Below are 23,552 nucleotides of genomic sequence, written 5' to 3' on the forward strand. Positions count from 1 at the left end.
ATAAAAACACCACAACAAAACACAACATACAGGAATGGATTATGGGAGATGCAATAACGCTCTGGCCACTGATGGGCATCGCCGTCATTGTGGTTGGATTTCTTTTACGTTTTAACCCGGTGCTGGTGGTTATTGTCGCCGGGATCGTCACAGGACTGGCGGCGCAAATGCCGATCGCCACGATCCTCGAAAAGCTGGGTGAAGGTTTTCTCAACACCCGCAACCTGCCGTTTATCCTGCTGATCCCGCTGGCGGTTATCGGCCTGCTCGAGCGTCACGGGCTGAAAGAGCGCGCCCAGGCGTGGATTGCCAGGATTAAAAGCGCTACATCAGGTCGCTTGCTGATCGTCTATCTGTTTATTCGTGAAGCCACCGCTGCGCTAGGGCTGACCAGCCTGGGCGGTCACCCGCAAATGGTGCGTCCGTTGTTAGCGCCTATGGCGGAAGGGGCGGCGGAGAAAACGTACGGGGCATTGCCCGGCGCGGTGCGCTACCGGTTGCGAGCGATGTCGGCGGCGACGGATAACGTGGGACTTTTTTTTGGTGAGGATATCTTCGTCGCGTTCGGCGCGATTATCTTCATGCACAACTTTATGCTGGAGTCCGGCGGTATTCAGACCGAACCGCTGCACATTGCCTTATGGGGGATCCCAACGGCCCTGTGCGCCTTCGTGATCCATGGTACGCGCCTGTGGCGGCTGGATAACTATCTGCAACGCGAAATGGCGAAAGCCGGTTCTGTTGACACCCGCAAAGGAGAGGCGCAATGAATTTTCAACAAAGCTACCTCTACTGGCTGGCGGGGATCGTGCTGCTGATTGTCGCCATTATGTCCTGGCAGGATAAAGCTAATCCGCGTCGGTTAACGACCGGGTTATTCTGGGGCGTCTATGGGCTGTTGTTCCTGCTGGGCGACTGGACGTATCAACTGGTGGGCGACAAACGTATAGTCAACATTGCCGTCGGCGTCGCGGTGGTGATCATGGCGTTGATCGCCGGTTTTGGCGGCGTCAAGCTGGGCAGTTATCATCAGCGCACCCGCGAGCAGCGGGAAGAGAGCGCGACGCGTCTGGCTAACCGCCTGTTTTACCCGGCGCTGGCCATTCCGGTCGTCACCGTGATTGGCGTACTGATGTTCAATCACATTCCGGGGTTGCAGGACGCTCTGTTTGGACCGGGTAATCATGCCACGCTGGTGACGCTGTTCTCGATGACCGCAGGCTCACTGATTGGTCTCGGTATGGCTATCAAAATGACCCATGAGAGGGTGCATCAGCCGATTCAGGAGGCGCGCCGCCTGCTGGATTCCATCGGCTGGGCATTTATTTTACCGCAGATCCTCGCAACGTTAGGACTGCTGTTTACGGCGGCAGGCGTTGGCAGTGGCATTTCGTATCTTACTCAAGAGTATCTGGCCGTCGACAGCCGCTTTATCGCGGTGGCGGTGTATACCATTGGGATGGCGCTGTTGACGATGGTGATGGGCAATGCGTTTGCCGCCTTCCCGATTGTCACCGCGGGAATTGGCATTCCGATTCTGGTGCTTCAGCACGGTGGTAACCCGGCGGTGATGGCGGCTATCGGGATGTTCTCCGGCTATTGCGGTACGCTGATGACGCCGATGGCGGCAAACTTCAACATCGTGCCCGCCGCGCTGCTGGAACTGCCAGATAAAAACGCGGTCATTAAAGCGCAGGTGCCAACCGGCATACTGCTGCTGCTAGTCAACGTGTTCCTGATGTATTTCCTGATGTTTCTGTAAGGAGGACGGATGAAAACGGTATTAATCACCGGATTTGAGCCCTTCGGCGGCGAGCAGATTAACCCTTCCTGGGAAGTGGTCTCGCAGCTCGACAATGCTATCATCGCCGGGTGCCGCGTGGTGGCGCGTCAGTTGCCGTGTGTGTTTGGCGAGTCGCTCAGTGTGCTGAATTCCGCCATTGATACGCTCTCTCCGTCGCTGGTGCTGGCCATCGGACAGGCGGGCGGACGGACCGATATTACCGTTGAGCGCGTGGCGATCAACGTCGACGACGCCCGTATTCCGGATAATAAAGGCCAACAGCCGGTGGATGAGCCGATTGTTGCTGGTGGACCAGCGGCCTGGTTTAGCACGCTGCCAGTCAAAGCCATGGTGGCGGCGATGCGTGAAGCCGGTGTGCCAGCGTCGGTCTCACAGACGGCGGGGACATTTGTTTGCAACCATGTGATGTACGGATTGCTCCACAAACTGAGCGGCATCGCGGAGGTGAAGGGGGGATTCATCCATATCCCTTATCTGCCGCAGCAGGCGGCGGCGCATCCGGGGGCGCCCAGTATGGCGGCGGAAACGGTGCGTCTGGCGCTGGAGGTGGCGATCGCTACCGCATTGCAGGTTGACGATGACATCGCCGTGACAGGTGGCGCCACGCACTAATCTTCTCAGATAAGGACAGAACCATGCCTGAAGGCCCGGAGATCCGCCGCGCGGCGGATAGCCTGGAGGCGGCGATCAAAGGCAAACCCCTGACGGATGTCTGGTTTGCCTTTGCGCAGTTAAAACCGTATCAATCCACACTGGTGGGGCAGACCGTCACGGCGATGGAGACGCGCGGCAAAGCGTTGCTGACCCATTTTTCCGCGGGTCTGACGCTCTACAGCCATAATCAGCTGTATGGCGTCTGGCACGTGGTGGACAGTGGCGACATGCCGCACACCACCCGTATTCTGCGCGTTAAACTGCAAACCGCGGATAAAACCATTCTGCTTTATAGCGCGTCTGACATTGAGATGTTGACGCCGGAACAGCTCACTACCCATCCCTTCCTGCAACGGGTTGGGCCGGACGTGCTGGACCCGCGTCTGACCCCTGATGCGGTGAAAGCCCGATTACTCTCGCCGCGTTTTCGCAACCGCCAGTTTTCCGGGCTGTTGCTGGATCAAGCTTTTCTCGCTGGGCTGGGAAACTATCTGCGGGTGGAGATCCTCTGGCAGGTGGGGATAACCGGTCAGCATAAAGCGCGCGATCTCAGCGATGCGCAGTTGACGGCGTTAGCGCATGCGCTGCTGGATATTCCGCGCTTGTCCTACACCACGCGTGGGCAGGTCGATGAAAATAAGCATCATGGCGCGCTGTTTCGCTTTAAGGTGTTTCACCGCGACGGTGAACCTTGCGAACGTTGTGGCGGGATCATCGAGAAAACCACGCTCTCCTCACGGCCGTTCTACTGGTGTCCACATTGCCAGCATTAATGCGCTTGTCGCGGCGCTTTGGCTGAAATAAAACGGGCGATGGCAGGGCCAGTGAGAAGAATACTGAACAGCCGCAGGGTTTGCATCGCCATGATCAGCGACATGTCGGCGTGACTGCCGGCGGCAATGACTGCAACCGTATCAAGCCCGCCGGGGCTGGTGGCGAGATAGGCGGTTAAAAAATCAATCTGCATATAGTGGGTCATTCCCCAGGCCATTGCTGCGCAAATGGCAAGCAGGGCGAAGATAGAGAGCAGGATTTGCGGCAACGGTCGCAGCGCCATAAAGAAGACCTGCTTGTCGAATCCGAGACCAATCTGCCAGCCAATAAGCATATACGCTATCGCCAGCAGCCATTCCGGCAGTTCAATCACCATCACGCCGCTTGCGTGCAGCAGGGCGCCTACCAGCATCGGCACCAGCATGGTACCGGAGGGAATGCGCAGCACCCGACCGACAACGCTGGCAACCGCCGCTAACAGCAGCGTCGTGAACAGATTGCCGCTCAGCGGCGGGAACCACTCAATCTGCTGGCTGACGGCTTCTGCGCTTTCGCCCATGATAAACCGCGTCACCAGCACCGCTGCGCCAGCGACAAACAGTACCCGCAAATATTGCATAAAGGCGACCAGGCGGATATCGGCGCCGTAGTCTTGCGCCATCGCGACCATTGCCGCCGCACCGCCGGGAGATGAGCCCCACGCGCCGGTATTGCCAGGGAGTGAACTGTAGCGAACCAGTAACCAGCCAACGACCGTACTGGAGAGCAGCGTCACCAGCAGAACTGCCAGCACCACTACCCAGTTTGCCGCCAGCGTCGTTAATAATGAGCCTGACAAATTCTGCGCGATCATACAGCCAAGAATGGCTTGCGCGCCGAGGAACGTACAGCGAGGAAGCTTTAGTGAGATACCGCGAAGACTAAACAGAATACCGGTGATCATCGGGCCGAGCAGTAACGCCGCCGGAAGATGAATGCTGAGAAAGAGCAGGGACAGAAGGAGTGACAGCAAAAACAACAAGCCCCACTGCAGAACTGGCATCCTGTGCTCCCGGAAGAAATGAACAAACTATCCGTAAATCATAGAGAAGGGCGGAGAAGATTAATATAGCGAGGGTCAAGAAAAGGTAGGGAAGTTGCCGGATGGCGCTACTACTTATCCGGCCTACGAATTGACAACCGTAGGCCGGATAAGACGCAGTCGCGTCACCATCCGGCAGTCTGACGATTAATGCTTAAGGTCAGATTTAAAATCGCGTTTTTCGTAGCCGGTGTACAGCTGACGTGGACGCGCGATTTTCATGCCATCGGTATGCATTTCGCTCCAGTGCGCAATCCAGCCGACGGTACGCGCCATGGCGAAGATCACGGTGAACATGGAAGACGGGATACCCATCGCTTTCAGGATGATACCGGAGTAGAAGTCGACGTTCGGGTAAAGTTTCTTCTCAATGAAATACGGGTCGTTCAGCGCGATGTGTTCCAGCTCCATCGCCACTTCCAGCAGGTCATCTTTGGTACCCAGCTCTTTCAGCACTTCGTGGCAGGTCTCACGCATCACGGTGGCACGCGGATCGTAGTTTTTGTAAACACGGTGACCGAAGCCCATCAGGCGGAAAGAGTCATTCTTGTCTTTCGCACGACGAACGAATTCCGGAATGTGTTTAACCGAGCTGATTTCTTCCAGCATCTTCAGCGCCGCTTCGTTCGCGCCACCGTGCGCCGGTCCCCACAGGGATGCAATACCCGCAGCAATACAGGCAAACGGGTTCGCGCCAGACGAGCCAGCAGTACGTACCGTTGAGGTGGAGGCGTTCTGTTCATGGTCGGCATGCAGGATCAGGATACGGTCCATTGCGCGTTCCAGTACCGGGTTCACTTCATAGGTTTCACACGGCGTGGAGAACATCATGTTCAGGAAGTTACCGGCGTAGGAGAGGTCGTTACGCGGATAAACAAACGGCTGGCCGATAGAATATTTGTAACACATCGCCGCCATTGTCGGCATTTTGGACAGCAGGCGGAATGCGGCGATTTCGCGGTGGCGCGGATTGTTAACATCCAGAGAGTCGTGATAGAACGCGGCGAGCGCACCGGTGATCCCGCACATGACCGCCATCGGATGTGAATCGCGACGGAAAGCGTGGAACAGACGGGTGATTTGCTCATGGATCATGGTATGGCGAGTCACGGTGGTTCTGAATGCGTCGTACTCTGCCTGCGTCGGTTTTTCGCCGTTCAGCAGGATGTAACACACTTCCAGATAGTTAGACTCGGTGGCTAACTGATCGATCGGGAAGCCGCGATGCAACAAAATGCCTTCATCGCCGTCGATGAACGTAATTTTGGATTCGCAGGATGCAGTAGAGGTGAAACCAGGGTCAAAAGTAAACATCCCCTTCGAACCCAGGCTACGAATATCAATAACATCTTGACCTAGCGTGCCCTTCAGCACATCCAGTTCAATAGCCGTATCACCATTTAGGGTGATTTTTGCTTTTGTGTCAGCCATTTACGGTCTCCTTAGCGCCTTATTGCTTAAGACTACTCAGGTGAGATTTGCCATCGATACATCAATCAACCGTTACCAGTTTGTTATTCGGCTCGCCGCTCTGGATAGAGGAGAAACCAGGGTACAGAGCAATGGGCGCTTGCAGGTAAATCAGTTAACTCATGGTGAATTAGCAACAAATCAACAACTTAGCAATCCGAATTATTCAACCTGTCTATCACTATTAACTGTACTGAAGGGATCGGTCAATATCTTCCTACTGTTACATAACTTATTTGCAGGTTAAAGAGTGACCCCATAACTTTTACGCATTATATGCCTTTTCTGGTGTTGTTTGTAACAACTTTGTTTAATGATTGTCAAATCAGATGATTAAAAATTAAATAAATGTTGTTATCGTGACCTGTGTCACTGTTCGGGATAAAACCCGACAAACTATATGTAGGTTAATTGTAATGATTTTGTGAACGTCCTATACTGCCGCCAGGTCTCCGGAAACCCCTGCAATCCCGAGCCACCCAGCGTTGTAACGTGTCGTTTTAGCAACTGGAAGCAGTGTTTTACATGACGCGCAGTTATAGAAAGGACGCTGTCTGACCCGCACGCAGACCGGAGGAAGGAAATCCCGTCGTCTTTCAGGCTACAGGTGATTCACTCTCTGTACCCGAAGTCCAAAGGGAATAATAAGAACAGCATGTGGGCGTTATTCATGATAAGAAATGTGAAAAAACAAAGACCTGTCAATCTGGATCTGCAAACGATCCGGTTCCCAATCACGGCGATAGCGTCCATTCTCCATCGCGTTTCCGGAGTGATCACCTTTGTGGCGGTCGGGATCCTGTTGTGGTTACTGGGCACCAGCCTCTCTTCCCCTGAAGGATTCCAGCAGGCATCCGCCATCATGGGTAGCTTTTTTGTTAAATTTATTATGTGGGGCATCCTTACCGCGCTGGCGTATCACGTCGTAGTCGGTGTTCGTCACATGATGATGGATTTTGGCTATCTGGAAGAAACATTCGAAGCGGGTAAACGCTCAGCCAAAATCTCTTTTGTTATCACTGTCGTGCTTTCACTTCTCGCAGGAGTCCTCGTATGGTAAGCAACGCCTCCGCACTAGGACGCAATGGCGTACATGACTTCATCCTGGTCCGTGCTACCGCTATCGTTCTGACGTTATACATCATCTATATGGTGGGTTTCTTCGCCACAAGCGGCGAACTGACCTGGGAAGTCTGGACCGGTTTCTTCTCATCGGCTTTCACCAAAGTCTTCACCCTGCTGGCACTCTTCTCCATCTTGATTCATGCCTGGATCGGCATGTGGCAGGTGTTGACCGACTACGTTAAACCACTGGCAATTCGGTTGTCGCTGCAACTGGCTATCGTCGTTGCACTGGTGGTTTACGTGATTTATGGATTTGTTGTGGTGTGGGGTGTGTAATGAAACTGCCAGTCAGAGAATTTGATGCTGTAGTTATTGGCGCAGGCGGCGCAGGTATGCGTGCGGCGCTGCAAATTTCCCAGAGCGGCCAGACCTGTGCGCTGCTGTCCAAAGTGTTTCCAACCCGTTCCCATACCGTTTCCGCGCAGGGTGGCATCACCGTCGCGCTCGGTAATACCCATGAAGATAACTGGGAATGGCACATGTACGACACCGTGAAAGGGTCGGACTACATCGGTGACCAGGACGCTATCGAATATATGTGTAAAACCGGTCCGGAAGCGATTCTGGAACTGGAACATATGGGGCTGCCGTTCTCCCGTCTCGACGACGGTCGTATCTATCAGCGTCCGTTTGGCGGCCAGTCGAAAAACTTCGGCGGTGAGCAGGCGGCACGCACCGCAGCGGCAGCTGACCGTACCGGTCACGCACTGCTGCATACGCTGTATCAACAGAACCTGAAAAACCACACCACCATTTTCTCCGAGTGGTATGCGCTGGATCTGGTCAAAAACGCCGATGGCGCAGTGGTCGGTTGTACCGCACTGTGCATCGAAACCGGTGAAGTGGTTTACTTCAAAGCCCGTGCAACCGTGCTGGCCACCGGCGGCGCAGGCCGCATTTATCAGTCCACCACTAACGCGCACATCAACACCGGCGACGGCGTGGGGATGGCAATCCGTGCCGGTGTTCCGGTTCAGGATATGGAAATGTGGCAGTTCCACCCAACCGGGATTGCCGGTGCGGGCGTGCTGGTAACAGAAGGCTGCCGCGGTGAGGGCGGTTACCTGCTGAATAAACACGGTGAGCGCTTTATGGAGCGTTATGCGCCGAATGCGAAAGACCTGGCGGGCCGTGACGTGGTGGCGCGTTCCATCATGATTGAAATCCGTGAAGGTCGCGGCTGCGATGGTCCTTGGGGTCCGCACGCTAAACTGAAACTTGACCATCTGGGTAAAGACGTCCTCGAATCCCGTCTGCCGGGCATTCTGGAATTGTCCCGTACGTTTGCACACGTTGACCCGGTGAAAGAGCCGATACCGGTTATCCCAACCTGTCACTACATGATGGGCGGTATTCCGACCAAAGTAACCGGTCAGGCATTGACGGTGAACGAGCAGGGTGAAGACGTGGTGGTTCCGGGGCTGTTTGCGGTGGGTGAAATCGCCTGCGTATCGGTACACGGCGCTAACCGTCTGGGCGGTAACTCGCTGCTGGATCTGGTGGTCTTTGGTCGTGCGGCCGGTCTGCATCTGCAGGAATCTATCGCTGAGCAGGGTGAACTGCGCGATGCCACAGAAGACGAAATCGACGCGTCCCTGGCGCGTCTGAATCGCTGGAACAATAACCGTGATGGTGAAGATCCGGTAGTGATTCGCAAAGCGCTGCAGGAATGTATGCAGCATAACTTCTCGGTCTTCCGGGAAGGCGATGCGATGGCGAAAGGGCTTGAAGAGCTGAAAGCCATCCGCGAGCGGTTGAAAAATGCCCGTCTGGACGACACCTCCAGCGAATTCAACACCCAGCGCGTAGAGTGTCTGGAGCTGGATAACCTGATGGAAACTGCCTATGCCACCGCAGTATCCGCCAACTTCCGTACCGAGAGCCGTGGCGCGCATAGCCGCTTCGACTTCCCGGAGCGTGATGATGAAAACTGGCTGTGCCATTCCCTGTATCTGCCAGAGACGGAATCCATGACCCGACGTGAAGTCAACATGGAACCGAAACTGCGCCCGGCATTCCCGCCGAAGATTCGTACATACTAATGCGGAGACAGGACAATGAAACTCGAGTTTTCAATTTATCGCTATAACCCGGATGTTGATGACGCTCCGCGCATGCAGGATTACACCCTGGAAGGCGAAGAAGGGCGTGACATGATGCTGCTGGATGCGTTGATGCAGCTCAAAGAGAAAGACCCCAGTCTCTCTTTCCGCCGCTCCTGCCGTGAAGGCGTGTGTGGTTCAGATGGTCTGAACATGAACGGGAAGAACGGTCTGGCCTGCATCACGCCGGTATCAGCGCTGGTTCAGCCCGGTAAGAAAATTGTTATCCGTCCGCTGCCTGGTTTGCCGGTGATCCGCGATTTGGTAGTAGACATGGGGCAATTCTATGCACAATATGAGAAGATTAAGCCTTACTTATTGAATAATGGGCAAAATCCTCCGGCTCGTGAGCATTTACAGATGCCAGAGCAGCGGGAAAAACTCGATGGGCTGTATGAATGCATTCTGTGCGCCTGCTGCTCAACGTCTTGCCCATCCTTCTGGTGGAATCCGGATAAGTTTATCGGTCCGGCGGGTCTGTTAGCGGCCTATCGCTTCCTGATCGACAGCCGTGATACCGAGACGGACAGCCGCCTGGAAGGGATAAGCGATGCATTCAGCGTATTCCGCTGTCACAGCATCATGAACTGCGTCAGTGTATGTCCTAAGGGGCTGAACCCGACGCGCGCCATCGGCCATATTAAGTCGATGCTGTTGCAACGCAGTGCGTAAGTAGACATTGCCTGCGGTGGCAATCCTGTAGGCCGGATAAGACGTTTACGTCGCCATCCGGCACATGTTGCCTGATGGCGCTTCGCTTATCAGGCCTACGGGGTCGCCATCAGGCAAATTAGTGCAGGAAACCTCTAAAAACTGCCACATTGATAGCAATAATCGAGATGTTCAGCGCGAGACAAGGCGCGAACGGAACGAATCGCCGGGAGCATAGTTCACTATGTGACCGGGTGAGGGACGGTTGCAACACAGTCGCAGCCTGAACAACGACGATTATTAGACAGTTTTTAAAGGTTCCTTAGCGGACGCAGATCACACGACAGTCCGTAACAAGTGAACCCCGGCACGCATACGACGTATGCGTGGTAGTATCCACGGCGAAGTAAGCATACAAATGCTTAAGGGATCACGATGCAGAACAGCGCTTTGAAAGCCTGGTTGGACTCTTCTTACCTCTCTGGCGCAAACCAGAGCTGGATAGAACAGCTCTATGAAGACTTCTTAACCGATCCTGACTCGGTAGACGCTAACTGGCGTTCGACGTTCCAGCAGTTACCTGGCACCGGAGTCAAACCGGATCAATTCCATTCAAAAACGCGTGATTATTTCCGTCGTCTGGCGAAGGATGCCTCACGTTACTCTTCTTCGATTTCCGACCCTGACACCAATGTGAAGCAGGTTAAAGTCCTGCAGCTCATCAACGCTTATCGCTTCCGTGGTCACCAGCATGCGAATCTCGATCCGCTGGGACTGTGGCAGCAAGACACTGTTGCCGATCTGGATCCGTCCTTCCACGATCTGACAGAGGCCGACTTCCAGGAAAGCTTTAACGTAGGTTCTTTTGCCGGCGGCAAAGAGACGATGAAGCTGGGCGAGCTGCTTTCCGCGCTCAAACAAACGTACTGCGGCCCGATTGGTGCTGAGTACATGCACATCACCAGCACCGAAGAGAAACGCTGGCTGCAACAGCGCATCGAATCCGGTCGCGCGGCATTCAGCAGCGAAGAGAAAAAACGCTTCCTGAGTGAACTCACCGCAGCCGAAGGTCTGGAACGTTATCTGGGCGCCAAATTCCCTGGCGCGAAACGCTTCTCGCTGGAAGGCGGTGATGCGTTAATCCCGATGCTCAAAGAGATGATCCGCCATGCCGGTAACAGCGGTACCCGTGAAGTGGTGCTGGGTATGGCGCACCGTGGTCGTCTGAACGTCCTGGTCAACGTACTGGGTAAGAAACCGCAGGATCTGTTCGACGAATTTGCGGGTAAACATAAAGAACATCTCGGCACCGGTGACGTGAAGTACCACATGGGCTTCTCATCGGATATCGAAACCGAAGGTGGCCTGGTTCACCTCGCGCTGGCGTTTAACCCGTCGCACCTGGAAATCGTCAGCCCGGTGGTGATCGGTTCCGTTCGCGCTCGTCTGGATCGTCTGGATGAACCAAGCAGCAACAAAGTGCTGCCGATCACCATCCACGGCGACGCTGCGGTAACCGGGCAGGGCGTGGTTCAGGAAACCCTGAACATGTCGAAAGCGCGGGGTTACGAAGTGGGCGGTACCGTTCGCATCGTGATCAACAACCAGGTGGGCTTCACCACTTCTAACCCGCTGGATGCACGTTCCACCCCGTACTGCACCGATATCGGTAAAATGGTACAGGCACCGATTTTCCACGTGAATGCGGACGATCCGGAAGCGGTGGCTTTCGTCACTCGTCTGGCGCTGGATTTCCGCAACACCTTCAAACGCGATGTCTTCATCGACCTGGTGTGCTACCGCCGTCACGGCCACAACGAAGCCGACGAGCCGAGCGCAACCCAGCCGCTGATGTATCAGAAAATCAAAAAGCATCCGACCCCGCGCAAAATCTATGCGGATAAGCTGGAAGCGGATAACGTCGCGACGCTGGAAGATGCTACCGAAATGGTCAACCTGTATCGCGACGCGCTGGACGCGGGCGAATGCGTGGTGAAAGAGTGGCGTCCGATGAATATGCACTCCTTTACCTGGTCGCCGTACCTCAACCACGAGTGGGATGAAGCGTACCCGAACAAGGTTGAAATGAAGCGCCTTCAGGAACTGGCGAAACGCATCAGTACGGTGCCTGAAACCGTTGAGATGCAGTCTCGTGTGGCCAAAATCTACGGCGACCGCCAGCTGATGGCGAACGGGGAAAAACCGTTCGACTGGGGCGGCGCAGAAACGCTGGCTTACGCTACGCTGGTTGACGAAGGGATCCCGATTCGCCTGTCCGGTGAAGACTCTGGTCGCGGCACCTTCTTCCATCGCCACGCGGTGATCCACAACCAGACCAACGGGTCGACCTGGACTCCTCTGCAGCATGTCCACAACGGGCAGGGCAGCTTCCGCGTCTGGGACTCCGTGTTGTCTGAAGAAGCGGTACTGGCCTTCGAATATGGCTATGCCACAGCGGAACCGCGCACCCTGACCATCTGGGAAGCGCAGTTCGGTGACTTCGCCAACGGCGCGCAGGTGGTTATCGACCAGTTCATCTCCTCTGGCGAACAGAAATGGGGCCGGATGTGTGGCCTGGTGATGCTGCTGCCGCACGGTTATGAAGGGCAGGGTCCGGAGCACTCCTCCGCGCGTCTGGAGCGTTATCTGCAACTTTGCGCTGAGCAGAACATGCAGGTGTGCGTACCGTCTACTCCGGCTCAGGTGTATCACATGCTGCGTCGTCAGGCGCTGCGCGGGATGCGTCGTCCGCTGGTGGTCATGTCGCCGAAATCGCTGCTGCGCCATCCGCTGGCGGTCTCCAGCCTGGATGAGCTGGCGAACGGCACCTTCCTGCCTGCCATCGGTGAAGTCGATGACCTCGATCCGAAAGGCGTGAAGCGTGTGGTGATGTGTTCTGGTAAGGTTTATTACGACCTGCTGGAACAGCGTCGCAAGAACAATCAGCAAGATGTCGCCATTGTGCGTATCGAACAGCTTTATCCGTTCCCGCATCAGGCGATGCAGGACGTATTGAAACAGTACGCTCACGTACATGATTTTGTCTGGTGCCAGGAAGAGCCGCTCAACCAGGGCGCATGGTACTGCAGCCAGCATCATTTCCGTGAAGTGATTCCATTTGGGGCCGCTCTGCGTTATGCAGGTCGCCCGGCCTCCGCCTCTCCGGCGGTAGGGTATATGTCCGTTCACCAGAAACAGCAACAAGATCTGGTCAATGACGCGCTGAACGTCGATTAATTAAAGGATACAAAATGAGTAGCGTAGATATTCTTGTTCCCGACCTGCCTGAGTCCGTAGCGGACGCGACTGTTGCCACCTGGCACAAAAAACCGGGTGATGCGGTGGTTCGTGACGAAGTGCTGGTAGAAATCGAAACTGACAAAGTGGTACTGGAAGTACCGGCATCAGCGGACGGCATTCTGGATGCGGTTCTGGAAGACGAAGGCACCACCGTGACCTCCCGCCAGATCCTCGGTCGCCTGCGTGAAGGCAATAGCGCGGGTAAAGAAACCAGCGCGAAGTCTGAAGAAAAAGCGTCTACCCCGGCGCAGCGTCAACAGGCTTCTCTGGAAGAGCAAAATAACGATGCGCTGAGCCCGGCGATCCGTCGCCTGTTGGCTGAGCACAACCTCGACGCCAGTGCGATCAAAGGCACCGGTGTGGGCGGACGTATCACTCGTGAAGATGTGGATAAGCATCTGGCGAAAGCCCCTGCGAAAGCGGAAGCCAAAGCACCGGCAGAAGCTTCTGCTGCACAGCCGGCGCTGGGTGCACGTAGCGAAAAACGCGTACCGATGACCCGTCTGCGCAAACGCGTGGCCGAGCGTCTGCTGGAAGCGAAAAACTCCACTGCCATGCTGACGACCTTCAACGAAGTGAACATGAAGCCCATCATGGATCTGCGTAAGCAGTACGGTGAAGCGTTTGAAAAACGTCACGGTATCCGTCTGGGCTTCATGTCCTTCTACGTGAAGGCGGTAGTAGAAGCGCTGAAACGCTATCCGGAAGTGAACGCCTCTATCGATGGCGACGACGTGGTGTATCACAACTACTTCGACGTGAGCATGGCGGTATCCACGCCGCGCGGTCTGGTGACCCCGGTCCTGCGCGACGTCGATACGCTGGGTATGGCTGACATCGAGAAAAACATCAAGACGCTGGCTATCAAAGGTCGTGACGGCAAGCTGACGGTGGAAGATCTGACGGGCGGTAACTTCACCATCACCAACGGTGGTGTGTTCGGTTCGCTGATGTCCACGCCGATCATCAACCCGCCGCAGAGTGCGATCCTCGGCATGCACGCGATTAAAGATCGTCCGATGGCGGTAGATGGCAAGGTCGAAATCCTGCCGATGATGTACCTGGCGCTGTCCTACGATCACCGTCTGATCGATGGTCGCGAATCCGTGGGCTTCCTGGTGGCGATCAAAGAACTGCTGGAAGATCCGACGCGTCTGCTGCTGGACGTGTAGTAAACAAGAGTATCACCTGCCTCGTAGGCCGGATGAGCGTAGCGCCATCCGGCACAAGCACCACGCCGGTCTACGGGTTTAAAGATAACGATTACCTGAAGGATGGACAGAACACATGAACTTACATGAATATCAGGCAAAACAACTTTTTGCCCGCTATGGCTTACCGGCGCCGGTGGGTTATGCCTGTACTACTCCGCGTGAAGCTGAAGAAGCGGCATCGAAAATCGGTGCGGGTCCGTGGGTAGTAAAATGTCAGGTTCACGCAGGTGGCCGCGGTAAAGCGGGCGGTGTGAAAGTTGTAAAAAGCAAAGAAGAGATTCGCGCGTTTGCTGAGCACTGGCTGGGCAAACGTCTGGTGACCTATCAAACAGACGCCAACGGTCAACCGGTCAACCAGATTCTGGTTGAAGCGGCGACCGATATTGATAAAGAGCTGTATCTGGGTGCGGTCGTTGACCGTAGCTCCCGTCGTGTGGTCTTCATGGCCTCCACCGAAGGCGGCGTTGAAATTGAAAAAGTGGCGGAAGAAACCCCGCACCTGATCCACAAAGTGGCGCTTGATCCGCTGACCGGTCCAATGCCGTATCAGGGACGCGAGCTGGCGTTCAAACTGGGTCTGGAAGGCAAACTGGTTCAGCAGTTCACTAAGATCTTCATGGGCCTGGCGACCATTTTCCTTGAGCGCGACCTGGCGCTGATCGAAATCAACCCGCTGGTTATCACCAAACAGGGTGACCTGATCTGCCTCGACGGCAAACTGGGCGCTGACGGCAACGCGCTGTTCCGCCAGCCGGATCTGCGCGAAATGCGCGATCAGTCTCAGGAAGACCCGCGTGAAGCGCAGGCAGCACAGTGGGAACTGAACTACGTCGCGCTGGATGGCAACATCGGCTGCATGGTTAACGGCGCAGGTCTGGCGATGGGCACCATGGACATCGTGAAACTGCACGGCGGCGAACCGGCTAACTTCCTTGACGTGGGCGGCGGCGCCACCAAAGAGCGCGTCACCGAAGCGTTTAAAATTATCCTCTCTGACGACAACGTTAAAGCGGTTCTGGTTAACATCTTCGGTGGTATCGTGCGTTGCGACCTGATCGCTGACGGCATTATCGGCGCGGTAGCGGAAGTGGGCGTTAACGTTCCGGTGGTGGTTCGTCTGGAAGGTAACAACGCCGAACTCGGCGCGAAGAAACTGGCTGACAGCGGCCTGAATATTATTGCAGCGAAAAGTCTGACGGATGCAGCTCAGCAGGTTGTTGCCGCAGTGGAGGGGAAATAATGTCAGTTTTAATTAATAAAGATACCAAGGTTATCTGCCAGGGCTTCACCGGTAGCCAGGGGACATTCCACTCCGAACAGGCAATTGCCTACGGTACGCAGATGGTTGGCGGCGTAACGCCAGGCAAAGGCGGCACCACGCACCTGGGCCTGCCGGTGTTTAACACCGTGCGTGAAGCCGTAGAAGCGACGGGCGCCACCGCGTCGGTTATCTACGTGCCGGCACCGTTCTGCAAAGACTCCATTCTGGAAGCCATCGACGCAGGCATTAAGCTCATCATCACTATCACCGAAGGCATCCCGACGCTGGATATGCTGACCGTGAAGGTGAAGCTGGATGAAGCCGGTGTACGCATGATCGGCCCGAACTGTCCGGGTGTTATCACCCCGGGCGAATGCAAAATCGGTATCATGCCCGGTCACATTCATAAGCCGGGTAAAGTGGGTATTGTCTCCCGTTCCGGTACGCTGACCTATGAAGCGGTTAAGCAGACCACCGACTACGGTTTCGGCCAGTCCACCTGTGTGGGCATCGGCGGCGACCCGATCCCGGGCTCTAACTTCATCGACATCCTGAAACTGTTCCAGGAAGATCCGCAGACCGAAGCGATCGTGATGATCGGTGAGATCGGCGGTAGCGCGGAAGAAGAAGCGGCGGCCTACATCAAAGATCACGTGACCAAACCGGTTGTTGGCTACATTGCCGGTGTGACTGCGCCGAAAGGCAAACGTATGGGTCACGCAGGCGCTATTATCGCCGGTGGAAAAGGAACTGCGGATGAGAAATTCGCAGCGCTGGAAGCCGCTGGTGTGAAAACCGTTCGCAGCCTGGCCGATATCGGCGAAGCGCTGAAAGCCGTCATTAAGTAAAAGCAATAAAACAGCCCAACCCCTGCATTTACCCGTGATGCAGGGGAAAGGGCTGGTCCATTTTCGACATGGTTGGCCATCTGATGATGGCCTTTTTTTTTGCCTGTCTGTTTGCCGGATGGCGCTGGCGCTTATCCGGCCTACAGGGGAGTGTTGACTTGCCAGGTTATGCGCTTTCCGCCAGCGTTTTCAGCCAGCGGATGCCGCTTTCCGGAGAGGTCATCACCGGGACGGGCGGCGACGGAAGCTGCTGCAGAACGCGCGCCATCGACGCTTGCGCCAGCATAACCACATCAGCCTGTTTATACGCGCTGTGCAATCCTTCGCTGACGATGCGATCGTGGGTTTCCATATCGCCCGCCAGCAGAGCATGGAAGGCCTCTTCCATCAATATCGGCGTCACGGTGCATTGCTTACCACTGGCCTGTACTTTGCGTTGCACATACTCCAGCGTCGGTTTCATCGTGGTGGCGACGGTGGCCAGCACGGCAATGTTCTCACCCAGGCTAATGGCTTGTTCCACCATCGCGCAGTCGATACGGGCAAGCTGCAGCGGTGTCATAAACTGACACTGTTCAACCGCCGTGCCAATGGACGAACAGGCGGTGATGAAAATCTCGCAATCCGCTTTTTCGGCTATGTGGACGTAGTCGGCAATGCGTGCCGCAATGTTCGGCGTCACGCCCCCGGCCTTCATCACCTGCTTAATCATCGACTCTTCGACCAGGTGCATCACGTCCGCTTCTGGCATGATGTCGCCGATCAGTTGCTGCATCATGGCGAGCGTGGCGGAACTGGTGTGAAGCATAGCGATCTTTTTCATTCTGCGAACTCCTTGAGCAAACATTCGGCAACGGCCATAGCCGCATCGTGATCTTCCTGGGCGGACAGTCCACCAACCGCAACGGCCCCCACGCATTTACCGTTGTGAAGAATCGGTACGCCGCCGGGCAGCGCGGTAAAACGTGGGTCAGCAAAGTAGCTGATATCCAGTGACTCATTTTGCAGACGTTGCAAAAACGCCTGAGTGGTGCAACCTAAACGGCTGCTGGTGCGTGCTTTGCGCTGCGTCAGCTCAATGGTCAACAGTTTGGCGTTATCCATACGGGCAAAGCTCAGTAACTCGCCGTGAGCGTCGCACACCGCCACGCTGAGCGGACGTTGCGCATAACGGGTGTCGGCGAGATCGAGCGCGCAGTCTACCGCGCGTCGTGCCTGTTGCAGGGTTAAAGTCATCATGGTGAGTTATCCTTTTGACAGAGGTTCTGATACCGGCTGAGCAGGCGAACTCTCGCTCTGGGCCTGCGCCTGTCGGGCATCCTTTTTGCGCCAGTAGTTAGCCAGCAGCGAGCCGCTGACGTTGCCAAGCGGCGTCATGACCGCAGAGGCGAGACCAACGGTGGCCAGTTTTCCCATCGCGGCGGCAAGACCTGATGCCATCCCGCCGTTTTGCAGTCCGACTTCGAAGGCTACCGTCCGGGCGGACTGAACATCCATGCGGAAGATCCAGCGGCTCATCAGATAGCCAATCAGGAAGCCGCCGAGGTTGTGCATCAGCATGGCGAAGCAGAGCAGGAAGCCGACCTGAACCAGGTTGTCGCGCCCGGCTGCCGCTGCCGTAGTGGTGAAGAAAATGATGCCCATCATCGAAATGGTCGGCATGATCTTCTTAACGCCGGCCACGCGTCCATACAGCCAGTTATAGAACAGCGCCCAGATGATCCCGCCAGCCACAAAGTTCAGCACCACCGCATACATTTGCGCGTCGGCGCTGGCGCTACCAAACAGCGTGTCCCAGCCGCCGGTAAGCATATACAGCAGCCAGATGGCGCTGATCCCGGCCAGCGTTTGCACGGTACGACGCCCCTGCACGCCGGCATAGGTTTTCAGGTAGTCATGTAAAATCGCCGCGCCAATCGGGATCAACACGATTTTCACGACGTCCATCACCATCGCCGTGAGCTGGATGTCGATCATTGAACCCGCCAGCAGATTCACCCACAGCGGGGTCATGACCGTCGCCGCCAGCGTCGAGACGGCGGCGATCGAGACCGCCAGCGCCAGGTTGGCGTTGGCGATATACACCATGACAGTGGAGGAGAGCCCACTGGGACAGGAACCAATCAGCAGAATGCCTACCGCCACTTCCGGCGGAAAGTCAAAGATCAGCGTGATGCTCAGGCCGAGCAGAGGCATGATGACGAAATGACAGAAGGTGCCGATAAACACCGCCCAGGGCATTTTAGCGACGTCGATAAAGTCCTGAATCGTGAGTTTGGTACCCATACTGAACATGGTCGCCTGGATCACCAAAAAGACGATCCATTTATGGGTGATGTTGAATCCGCCCCAGACGATTAGATCGGTTGACCAGGTCATCGCCGCGACAAAGCCGGCAATGATCCACAGGGTAAACTGGTAGCTGCGAAGATTTGTCCAGTAGCCCGCACCTGCCGCGAAGCCTGTCGTCAGCATCACCAGCCCCGGCTGCCAGAGGGCGGGAGACTGCATCAGCGCGCCAATTGCCGCCAGGGCGCCACCGGCGATGCAGACGCCCAGTCCGGTTTTGTGAATAACGGTTGTGATAGTCATGGTGAAATGTCCTTTCTCTCGTTATTACTGCCGTGGTGGAATAGCTAACATTTGCCGCGCAATATCCGGCGTGGCGACCTTTTTATCCATACTGCGAATAAGCGTGGCGAGTTTGGCAACCTGCTGATAATTATGCTGAGCTTTCTCTTCGGCGCTTAAATAATAGCTATCTTCAAAACCAATTCTCACTTCACTGGCGCCCATGCCGACCGCTGCCGCAATAATATCGAAATTCTTGCGGCCAAAATGGGTAATTCCCCATAAGGCGTCGCGAGGGATCATACTGCGCAAGGCAATTAACGCATCAACCGTCGCGGGTGAACTTCCACGGTGTCCGAGGACAATATTGAATAACATCGGTTTCTTGAACGATATTTTTTCTTCCAGCGCCAGAATGTTATTAATCATGCCAATTTCGAAAACTTCAAATTCAGGAATAATGGAACGTTGGGTTATTTGTTGCGAACAATATTCGACGTCCGGTCCGGGATTAACGTACACGGCATCGCCGAGGTTAACGGAGCCGACGTTCAGCGACGCCATTTCGACGCCGGGACAGTCCAGAGGCGCGCAGCGCTCGGCAATCGACATGGTGGAGACGCCACCGGTTGAGGCCTGAATAATCAGGTCGGAATGGCGCATGACGTGGTCAATTGTCGCCTGAAAATCGGTGGTGTCCGACGTCAGACGACCTTGTTTATCGCGAACGTGTAAATGCACGATGGCTGCACCCTGTTCGACGCTGGCCAGTATTTCCTGCGCCAGTTCTTCAGGTATAACTCTGGGGCAATCCGCGGCAACGGGTGCCAGCGAAATAATAACAGTATCCGACATGTGTTCCTCCGGTTTTCCGGTACAGAGATATTAAAATTATAAGTACGGTGTCATCCAGCGTAACGATTCGGGCCCTGGTGTTGACGGTTTATATTCACAACCTATCCAGCCCTGATAACCTGTCTGCTTAATAAATTCAAAAAGCCATGTTTCATTTAATTCTCCCGTTCCCGGTTCATGGCGGCCGGGTACAGAAGCAATCTGAAAGTGTTTAATGATCGGTAAATAATGTTGAATAAGATGTGTAACATTACCGTGTATTTTTTGGCAGTGGTAAATATCAAACTGTAAGCCGATATTTTTTCTGTTCACTTCGCGAATAAGACGTTCAGCCAGTGGAAAGCTATCAACAAAATAACCAGGCATATCGTCCGGGTTTAACGGTTCAATCAACACGTCGATATCGGCCCCAACCATGACGTCACAGGCGATACGCAGTCGGTCGGTTAATTGTTCATACTGGGCGTTAGCGGAAAGTCCGGCCACGCGCAATCCGGCCATGACGTGCACCTTGCGACAGCCCAGTGCCGTGGCGTAATCGCGGGCAATCAGCAGACTGCGATGATACTCCTCGTCACAGCCTGGCAGGGAGGCCAGTCCGCGTTCACCGGCCTGCCAGTGACCCGCTGGCGCATTCATCAGCGCCACCGGCAGACCGGTTTCCCGTTGCGCCGCCAGCAGCACATCCAGCGGATGCTGCCAGAGAAACAGCCCTTCAACGCCGTGAAAACCCGCCGCTTTTGCGGCCTGAAAGCGCTCCGCAATGGGACGTTCGCAAAACAGCCAGTCGAGGTTAGCCGCTAACTTCAGCATGATGCGTTCCCTCCCGGCAATCCACCAGGTGCAGTTTCACGCCCTGGCTGGTAATGGTGTCCTGCGCTACGTCGGGTAACCGGTTATCCGAAATAATGTCGGTCAGTTGATCCAGCGAGCAGATGTGGAACATCCCGTATTTGCCAAATTTACTGCTGTCGCAGACCAGCACCCGACGGCGGGAGACGGTGAGCACGGCCTCTTTCACCGAGGCTTTGCCTTCGCTGGGGGTCGACATTCCACGTTCGGTATCCCACGAGGACGAACTGAGAAACGCCACGTCTATATTGATCGTGCGCAGAAAACTGGCGGCGCTTTTCCCAAGGCATGAGCGGTTGCGCTGATCCACCAGTCCGCCGGTGTGATACAGCGTGATGTGCGGCATATCCATCAGGTAGTGGCTGATGGAAAAATCGTTCGTCACCACCGTCAGGTTGAAGCAGTGGCTGGCGGCGACGGCTTTCGCCACTTCAAACAACGACGTTCCCGCATCGAGATACAGCGTTTGCCCTGGTTCTATCAACATCGCGGCTAATTGCCCCATTCGTCGCTTCACGTCATGATGCAGCTCGGCCTTTTCCCGCCACGGCAGCTCCGATTTCAGCAGATTGTTGAGTTTCACCCCGCCATTGATCGAGATGACTTTGCCTTCTTCTTCCAGCAACTGAATATCGCGGCGCACGGTCATGTGCGACACGCTCATCAGATCCGCCAGCTCATTAAACGAGGCGACGTTTTTTTCATGCACGTAGCGGTAGATAAAATCACGTCGTTGTTCGGGGATCATCCTCTCACCTCATGCTCGCCGGGATTGTTCGAGTTCAGCTACTGCTTCCGCCGTTAGCGGCACGTAGCCGAGTGGTTTTAAGGTCAGCCAGATGCGGGCGCTGTCTTCCAGCTCTTCGGCATTAAACACCGCCTCACGAAGTGAGCGACCACTGACTACCGGGCCGTGATTTGCCAGGAGCGCGGCAGTATGGTCCGCCGCAATCTCGCTGAGTGCGCTGGCAATCCCCTCATGACCGGGTTTGAAATAGGGCAACAGAGGCAACTGCCCGACGCGCATTACGTAGTACGGCGTTAACGGCGGCAGACAGTTTTCCGGTGTGCTGCATGGCAGACAGGAAAGGGCGGTCAGCCATGGCGAATGCAGATGAACCACCGCGCCGCAGGCCGGACGATGACGATACCAGGCCAGGTGCATGGGCACTTCTTTCGACGGTTTATCGCCACTGAGGTGAACCCCGCTGGCATCCAGTTTACTGAGCGTTGCGGCGTCCAGCTCGCCCAGACAGGAGTTGGTCGGCGTGACCAGATAGCCGCCGTCCGGCAGTTTTACGCTCAGGTTGCCCGAACCACCGCTGCTGAAGCCGCGCATAAACAGAGAACGACCGTAGTGCACCAGCTGTTCGCGGAGTTGTTGTTCGTTAAGCTGACTCATCATGCAGACTCCTGCGCGGTGAAAAAGAAGTCTTCGTCACCGAAGTTGCCTGACTTCAGCGCCAGCGCGAGCGGCGGCTCGGCGGAGAACACCCACGGCACGCCGGGCGCGATGGCTTTGCCGACCGTCAGTCGCGTCACCTGTAACGCCTCCACTACGGTGCCGGACGTTTCGCCACCGGCGACGATAAAACTGTTTACGCCTGCGGCCTGCAGTTTGGCCGTCAGTCTGGCAAAGGTATGCTCAATCGCCCGGCTGGCGCGCTGCTCGCCGTACTCCTGTTGAATGCGTTTCAGCGCTTCCGGCGGCTGGGTGGCGTAAATCAATGGAGCGAGCGCGTCATCGACATGAGTCATTGTCCACCGCGACAGCTCGTCGCTGTAACGCTCTGCGTCTGTCAGGCAGCGCGCCACGTCGAGTAGAAGGGAAGCGGCCTGTGCTTTATAGCGATTCACCTGGCGGTTACTCATGGCGGAACAACTTCCGGAAAACACCACCGTTTTTGCCGGCTGCGGGAAGGGATGTACCGCTTCCCGCCTACGCTGTGGTGCGGCGCAAGCGGCCAGTGCACCACCCAGGCCGGAACCGCCCGCCAGCAACGGTGTATGACGTAAGGCCTGAGCGAGGGTCTGCAGATCGGCTTCGCTGAAGGTATCCACGATCACGTGACGTACACCTTCAGACTGGCAGCGTTCCAGCGCGTGAGTGACCGCTTCCACACCTTTCTGAATCGTGCTGAGGTCAATGCGCCCGACAGCGCTGGCAGTTTGCGCCGTGAGCAGGCGAATCAGGTTCGCATCGGTCATCGGGTTGAGCGGATGTTTCTCCATGCCGGATTCATTCAGTAATACGCCATTCACAAACAAATGACCGTGAATCACCGTCCGTCCGTTTTGTGGCAGGGCTGGGCAGTGAACGATGTACGGCGCGTGCATCGCTTCTATCAGCGCATCGCTGACCGGACCGATATTCCCGGCGGGGGTGGAATCAAAGGTGGAGCAATATTTAAAGTAAATTTGCCGCGCACCTGCCGTGTGGTGCAGCCATTGCCAGCAGCGTAATGATTGATCGATGGCCTGGTCAGCCGGTAGAGAACGGCTTTTCAGCGAGATGACAATCGCGTCGACCTCTTCATTCCACGGCTGCGCGGCGTCTGGCATTCCGGGCAGCAGCGCGACCCTCCAGCCTTGCTCAGCCATAAAACTTGCGATATCCGTTGCGCCAGTAAAGTCGTCGGCGATAACACCTGTCGTGACGGGCATACATCCACTCCGTTCAGATTATCTTGTCATTGAGCCTATTATTCAGGAGGGCGTTTCACATTCACATGATGATTCTCACAAATAAGCACATCATAAAATTGTATGTTATTTATATAACTAATTGAAAATCATAAATAAAATGATGGGTGATGTTGAAATGAAACTCACAGGAAGATGTGAAGATTCGTTAATCTTTGGGAAAAGTTGTCACAGCAGTCGGTGGACTGGTGTTGAGGAGCGCGGGGGGCGCTCTTGCAATTTGATCATAATCACCTGATTAAATGAGATTATTTTTTGCGGTCAGGGTCATTTTTTCACCTGGACAA

22 protein-coding genes are annotated in these 23,552 nt (G+C 55.5%); 12 read left to right on the forward strand and 10 right to left on the reverse strand.

Annotation, left to right across the window (positions count from 1 at the left end):
- Positions 1 to 41 precede the first annotated feature (41 nt).
- Genes KI228_RS07185 through nei form a run of 4 tightly spaced genes read left to right on the forward strand, consistent with a single transcriptional unit; the run spans position 42 to position 3,231 of the window.
- Positions 42 to 770 (forward strand): DUF969 domain-containing protein, encoded by a 729-nt coding sequence (locus KI228_RS07185; RefSeq protein ID WP_043001377.1) that lies wholly within the window; start codon positions 42 to 44, stop codon positions 768 to 770.
- Positions 767 to 1,762 carry a DUF979 domain-containing protein gene (locus KI228_RS07190; protein ID WP_061070371.1) on the forward strand — a complete coding sequence of 332 codons (996 nt, stop codon included), beginning with the start codon at positions 767 to 769 and terminating at the stop codon, positions 1,760 to 1,762. Before KI228_RS07185 ends, KI228_RS07190 begins: the two co-directional genes overlap by 4 nt.
- Positions 1,763 to 1,771: 9 nt before the next feature.
- A complete protein-coding gene (pcp, locus tag KI228_RS07195; RefSeq protein WP_043001375.1) occupies positions 1,772 to 2,416 on the forward strand; it encodes a pyroglutamyl-peptidase I in 645 nt (214 codons plus the stop codon).
- 23 nt (positions 2,417 to 2,439) lie between these two features.
- Positions 2,440 to 3,231 carry an endonuclease VIII gene (gene nei, locus KI228_RS07200; protein WP_054176149.1) on the forward strand — a complete coding sequence of 264 codons (792 nt, stop codon included), beginning with the start codon at positions 2,440 to 2,442 and terminating at the stop codon, positions 3,229 to 3,231.
- Here the strand turns inward: nei and KI228_RS07205 are convergent.
- Both KI228_RS07205 and KI228_RS07210 read right to left on the reverse strand, forming a co-directional pair.
- The gene (locus KI228_RS07205; RefSeq protein WP_044266336.1) at positions 3,228 to 4,274 is read right to left on the reverse strand and encodes an AbrB family transcriptional regulator; all 1,047 of its coding nucleotides are present in this window, start codon (positions 4,272 to 4,274) and stop codon (positions 3,228 to 3,230) included. The two genes, nei and KI228_RS07205, sit on opposite strands and share 4 nt — an antisense overlap.
- A 186-nt stretch (positions 4,275 to 4,460) precedes the next feature.
- Positions 4,461 to 5,744 carry a citrate synthase gene (locus KI228_RS07210; protein WP_043001372.1) on the reverse strand — a complete coding sequence of 428 codons (1,284 nt, stop codon included), beginning with the start codon at positions 5,742 to 5,744 and terminating at the stop codon, positions 4,461 to 4,463.
- Positions 5,745 to 6,438: 694 nt separating this feature from the next.
- Here KI228_RS07210 and sdhC point away from each other — a divergent pair.
- The 8 genes from sdhC to sucD all read left to right on the forward strand — a co-directional run bounded on the left by sdhC (position 6,439) and on the right by sucD (position 16,284).
- The gene (gene sdhC / locus KI228_RS07215) at positions 6,439 to 6,843 is read left to right on the forward strand and encodes a succinate dehydrogenase cytochrome b556 subunit (RefSeq protein WP_043001371.1); all 405 of its coding nucleotides are present in this window, start codon (positions 6,439 to 6,441) and stop codon (positions 6,841 to 6,843) included.
- Complete coding sequence (gene sdhD / locus KI228_RS07220; RefSeq protein ID WP_043001370.1) at positions 6,837 to 7,184, forward strand: succinate dehydrogenase membrane anchor subunit; 348 nt, start codon at positions 6,837 to 6,839, stop codon at positions 7,182 to 7,184. Before sdhC ends, sdhD begins: the two co-directional genes overlap by 7 nt.
- Positions 7,184 to 8,950, forward strand: coding sequence for a succinate dehydrogenase flavoprotein subunit (gene sdhA / locus KI228_RS07225; RefSeq protein WP_043001369.1), 1,767 nt, complete (start codon positions 7,184 to 7,186; stop codon positions 8,948 to 8,950). Before sdhD ends, sdhA begins: the two co-directional genes overlap by 1 nt.
- A 15-nt stretch (positions 8,951 to 8,965) precedes the next feature.
- Entirely contained in the window at positions 8,966 to 9,682 is a 717-nt protein-coding gene (sdhB, locus tag KI228_RS07230; protein WP_043001368.1) for a succinate dehydrogenase iron-sulfur subunit SdhB, read from the forward strand.
- 414 nt (positions 9,683 to 10,096) lie between these two features.
- Positions 10,097 to 12,898 carry a 2-oxoglutarate dehydrogenase E1 component gene (gene sucA / locus KI228_RS07235; protein ID WP_044256558.1) on the forward strand — a complete coding sequence of 934 codons (2,802 nt, stop codon included), beginning with the start codon at positions 10,097 to 10,099 and terminating at the stop codon, positions 12,896 to 12,898.
- A gap of 14 nt (positions 12,899 to 12,912) precedes the next feature.
- A complete protein-coding gene (gene odhB / locus KI228_RS07240; RefSeq protein ID WP_043001366.1) occupies positions 12,913 to 14,133 on the forward strand; it encodes a 2-oxoglutarate dehydrogenase complex dihydrolipoyllysine-residue succinyltransferase in 1,221 nt (406 codons plus the stop codon).
- Between the two features lie 115 nt (positions 14,134 to 14,248).
- Positions 14,249 to 15,415, forward strand: a complete 1,167-nt coding sequence (sucC, locus tag KI228_RS07245) for an ADP-forming succinate--CoA ligase subunit beta (protein ID WP_042320639.1) — start codon at positions 14,249 to 14,251, stop codon at positions 15,413 to 15,415.
- On the forward strand, positions 15,415 to 16,284 hold the full coding sequence (gene sucD, locus KI228_RS07250) for a succinate--CoA ligase subunit alpha (protein ID WP_043001365.1): 870 nt from the start codon (positions 15,415 to 15,417) through the stop codon (positions 16,282 to 16,284). Before sucC ends, sucD begins: the two co-directional genes overlap by 1 nt.
- A 166-nt stretch (positions 16,285 to 16,450) precedes the next feature.
- Here the strand turns inward: sucD and KI228_RS07255 are convergent, their stop codons facing one another.
- From KI228_RS07255 to otnK, 8 genes are read right to left on the reverse strand one after another with little or no spacing between them, the layout of a single operon-like run.
- On the reverse strand, positions 16,451 to 17,107 hold the full coding sequence (locus KI228_RS07255) for an aspartate/glutamate racemase family protein (protein WP_044266333.1): 657 nt from the start codon (positions 17,105 to 17,107) through the stop codon (positions 16,451 to 16,453).
- The gene (locus KI228_RS07260; RefSeq protein WP_044256550.1) at positions 17,104 to 17,523 is read right to left on the reverse strand and encodes a GlcG/HbpS family heme-binding protein; all 420 of its coding nucleotides are present in this window, start codon (positions 17,521 to 17,523) and stop codon (positions 17,104 to 17,106) included. Before KI228_RS07260 ends, KI228_RS07255 begins: the two co-directional genes overlap by 4 nt.
- 6 nt (positions 17,524 to 17,529) lie before the next feature.
- Entirely contained in the window at positions 17,530 to 18,876 is a 1,347-nt protein-coding gene (locus tag KI228_RS07265) for a bile acid:sodium symporter family protein (protein ID WP_043001362.1), read from the reverse strand.
- 24 nt (positions 18,877 to 18,900) lie between these two features.
- The gene (locus KI228_RS07270; RefSeq protein WP_043001361.1) at positions 18,901 to 19,710 is read right to left on the reverse strand and encodes a beta-keto acid cleavage family enzyme; all 810 of its coding nucleotides are present in this window, start codon (positions 19,708 to 19,710) and stop codon (positions 18,901 to 18,903) included.
- Between the two features lie 36 nt (positions 19,711 to 19,746).
- On the reverse strand, positions 19,747 to 20,523 hold the full coding sequence (locus KI228_RS07275; RefSeq protein ID WP_044256547.1) for a hydroxypyruvate isomerase family protein: 777 nt from the start codon (positions 20,521 to 20,523) through the stop codon (positions 19,747 to 19,749).
- Entirely contained in the window at positions 20,504 to 21,310 is an 807-nt protein-coding gene (locus tag KI228_RS07280) for a DeoR/GlpR family DNA-binding transcription regulator (protein WP_044256544.1), read from the reverse strand. Before KI228_RS07280 ends, KI228_RS07275 begins: the two co-directional genes overlap by 20 nt.
- Before the next feature lie 9 nt (positions 21,311 to 21,319).
- On the reverse strand, positions 21,320 to 21,964 hold the full coding sequence (gene otnC, locus KI228_RS07285; RefSeq protein WP_054176183.1) for a 3-oxo-tetronate 4-phosphate decarboxylase: 645 nt from the start codon (positions 21,962 to 21,964) through the stop codon (positions 21,320 to 21,322).
- The gene (gene otnK, locus KI228_RS07290; protein WP_044266323.1) at positions 21,964 to 23,226 is read right to left on the reverse strand and encodes a 3-oxo-tetronate kinase; all 1,263 of its coding nucleotides are present in this window, start codon (positions 23,224 to 23,226) and stop codon (positions 21,964 to 21,966) included. Before otnK ends, otnC begins: the two co-directional genes overlap by 1 nt.
- Between the last annotated feature and the right edge of the window lie 326 nt (positions 23,227 to 23,552).

Source organism: Citrobacter amalonaticus, from assembly GCF_018323885.1.
Taxonomy (GTDB): Bacteria; Pseudomonadota; Gammaproteobacteria; order Enterobacterales; family Enterobacteriaceae; genus Citrobacter_A; species Citrobacter_A amalonaticus.

Bases quoted from the DNA above. Each gene is read 5' to 3' on its own strand.
- sucC (WP_042320639.1), top strand. From the start codon at position 14,249: ATGAACTTACATGAATATCAGGCAAAACAACTTTTTGCCCGCTATGGC.
- otnC (WP_054176183.1), bottom strand. From the start codon at position 21,964: ATGAGTCAGCTTAACGAACAACAACTCCGCGAACAGCTGGTGCACTAC.
- sucD (WP_043001365.1), top strand. From the start codon at position 15,415: ATGTCAGTTTTAATTAATAAAGATACCAAGGTTATCTGCCAGGGCTTC.
- KI228_RS07190 (WP_061070371.1), top strand. From the start codon at position 767: ATGAATTTTCAACAAAGCTACCTCTACTGGCTGGCGGGGATCGTGCTG.
- sdhC (WP_043001371.1), top strand. From the start codon at position 6,439: ATGTGGGCGTTATTCATGATAAGAAATGTGAAAAAACAAAGACCTGTC.
- sdhB (WP_043001368.1), top strand. From the start codon at position 8,966: ATGAAACTCGAGTTTTCAATTTATCGCTATAACCCGGATGTTGATGAC.
- sucA (WP_044256558.1), top strand. From the start codon at position 10,097: ATGCAGAACAGCGCTTTGAAAGCCTGGTTGGACTCTTCTTACCTCTCT.
- sdhA (WP_043001369.1), top strand. From the start codon at position 7,184: ATGAAACTGCCAGTCAGAGAATTTGATGCTGTAGTTATTGGCGCAGGC.
- KI228_RS07260 (WP_044256550.1), bottom strand. From the start codon at position 17,523: ATGATGACTTTAACCCTGCAACAGGCACGACGCGCGGTAGACTGCGCG.
- sdhD (WP_043001370.1), top strand. From the start codon at position 6,837: ATGGTAAGCAACGCCTCCGCACTAGGACGCAATGGCGTACATGACTTC.
- KI228_RS07280 (WP_044256544.1), bottom strand. From the start codon at position 21,310: ATGATCCCCGAACAACGACGTGATTTTATCTACCGCTACGTGCATGAA.
- KI228_RS07255 (WP_044266333.1), bottom strand. From the start codon at position 17,107: ATGAAAAAGATCGCTATGCTTCACACCAGTTCCGCCACGCTCGCCATG.
- KI228_RS07270 (WP_043001361.1), bottom strand. From the start codon at position 19,710: ATGTCGGATACTGTTATTATTTCGCTGGCACCCGTTGCCGCGGATTGC.
- KI228_RS07275 (WP_044256547.1), bottom strand. From the start codon at position 20,523: ATGCTGAAGTTAGCGGCTAACCTCGACTGGCTGTTTTGCGAACGTCCC.
- KI228_RS07205 (WP_044266336.1), bottom strand. From the start codon at position 4,274: ATGCCAGTTCTGCAGTGGGGCTTGTTGTTTTTGCTGTCACTCCTTCTG.
- KI228_RS07265 (WP_043001362.1), bottom strand. From the start codon at position 18,876: ATGACTATCACAACCGTTATTCACAAAACCGGACTGGGCGTCTGCATC.
- odhB (WP_043001366.1), top strand. From the start codon at position 12,913: ATGAGTAGCGTAGATATTCTTGTTCCCGACCTGCCTGAGTCCGTAGCG.
- pcp (WP_043001375.1), top strand. From the start codon at position 1,772: ATGAAAACGGTATTAATCACCGGATTTGAGCCCTTCGGCGGCGAGCAG.
- otnK (WP_044266323.1), bottom strand. From the start codon at position 23,226: ATGCCCGTCACGACAGGTGTTATCGCCGACGACTTTACTGGCGCAACG.
- nei (WP_054176149.1), top strand. From the start codon at position 2,440: ATGCCTGAAGGCCCGGAGATCCGCCGCGCGGCGGATAGCCTGGAGGCG.
- KI228_RS07185 (WP_043001377.1), top strand. From the start codon at position 42: ATGGGAGATGCAATAACGCTCTGGCCACTGATGGGCATCGCCGTCATT.
- KI228_RS07210 (WP_043001372.1), bottom strand. From the start codon at position 5,744: ATGGCTGACACAAAAGCAAAAATCACCCTAAATGGTGATACGGCTATT.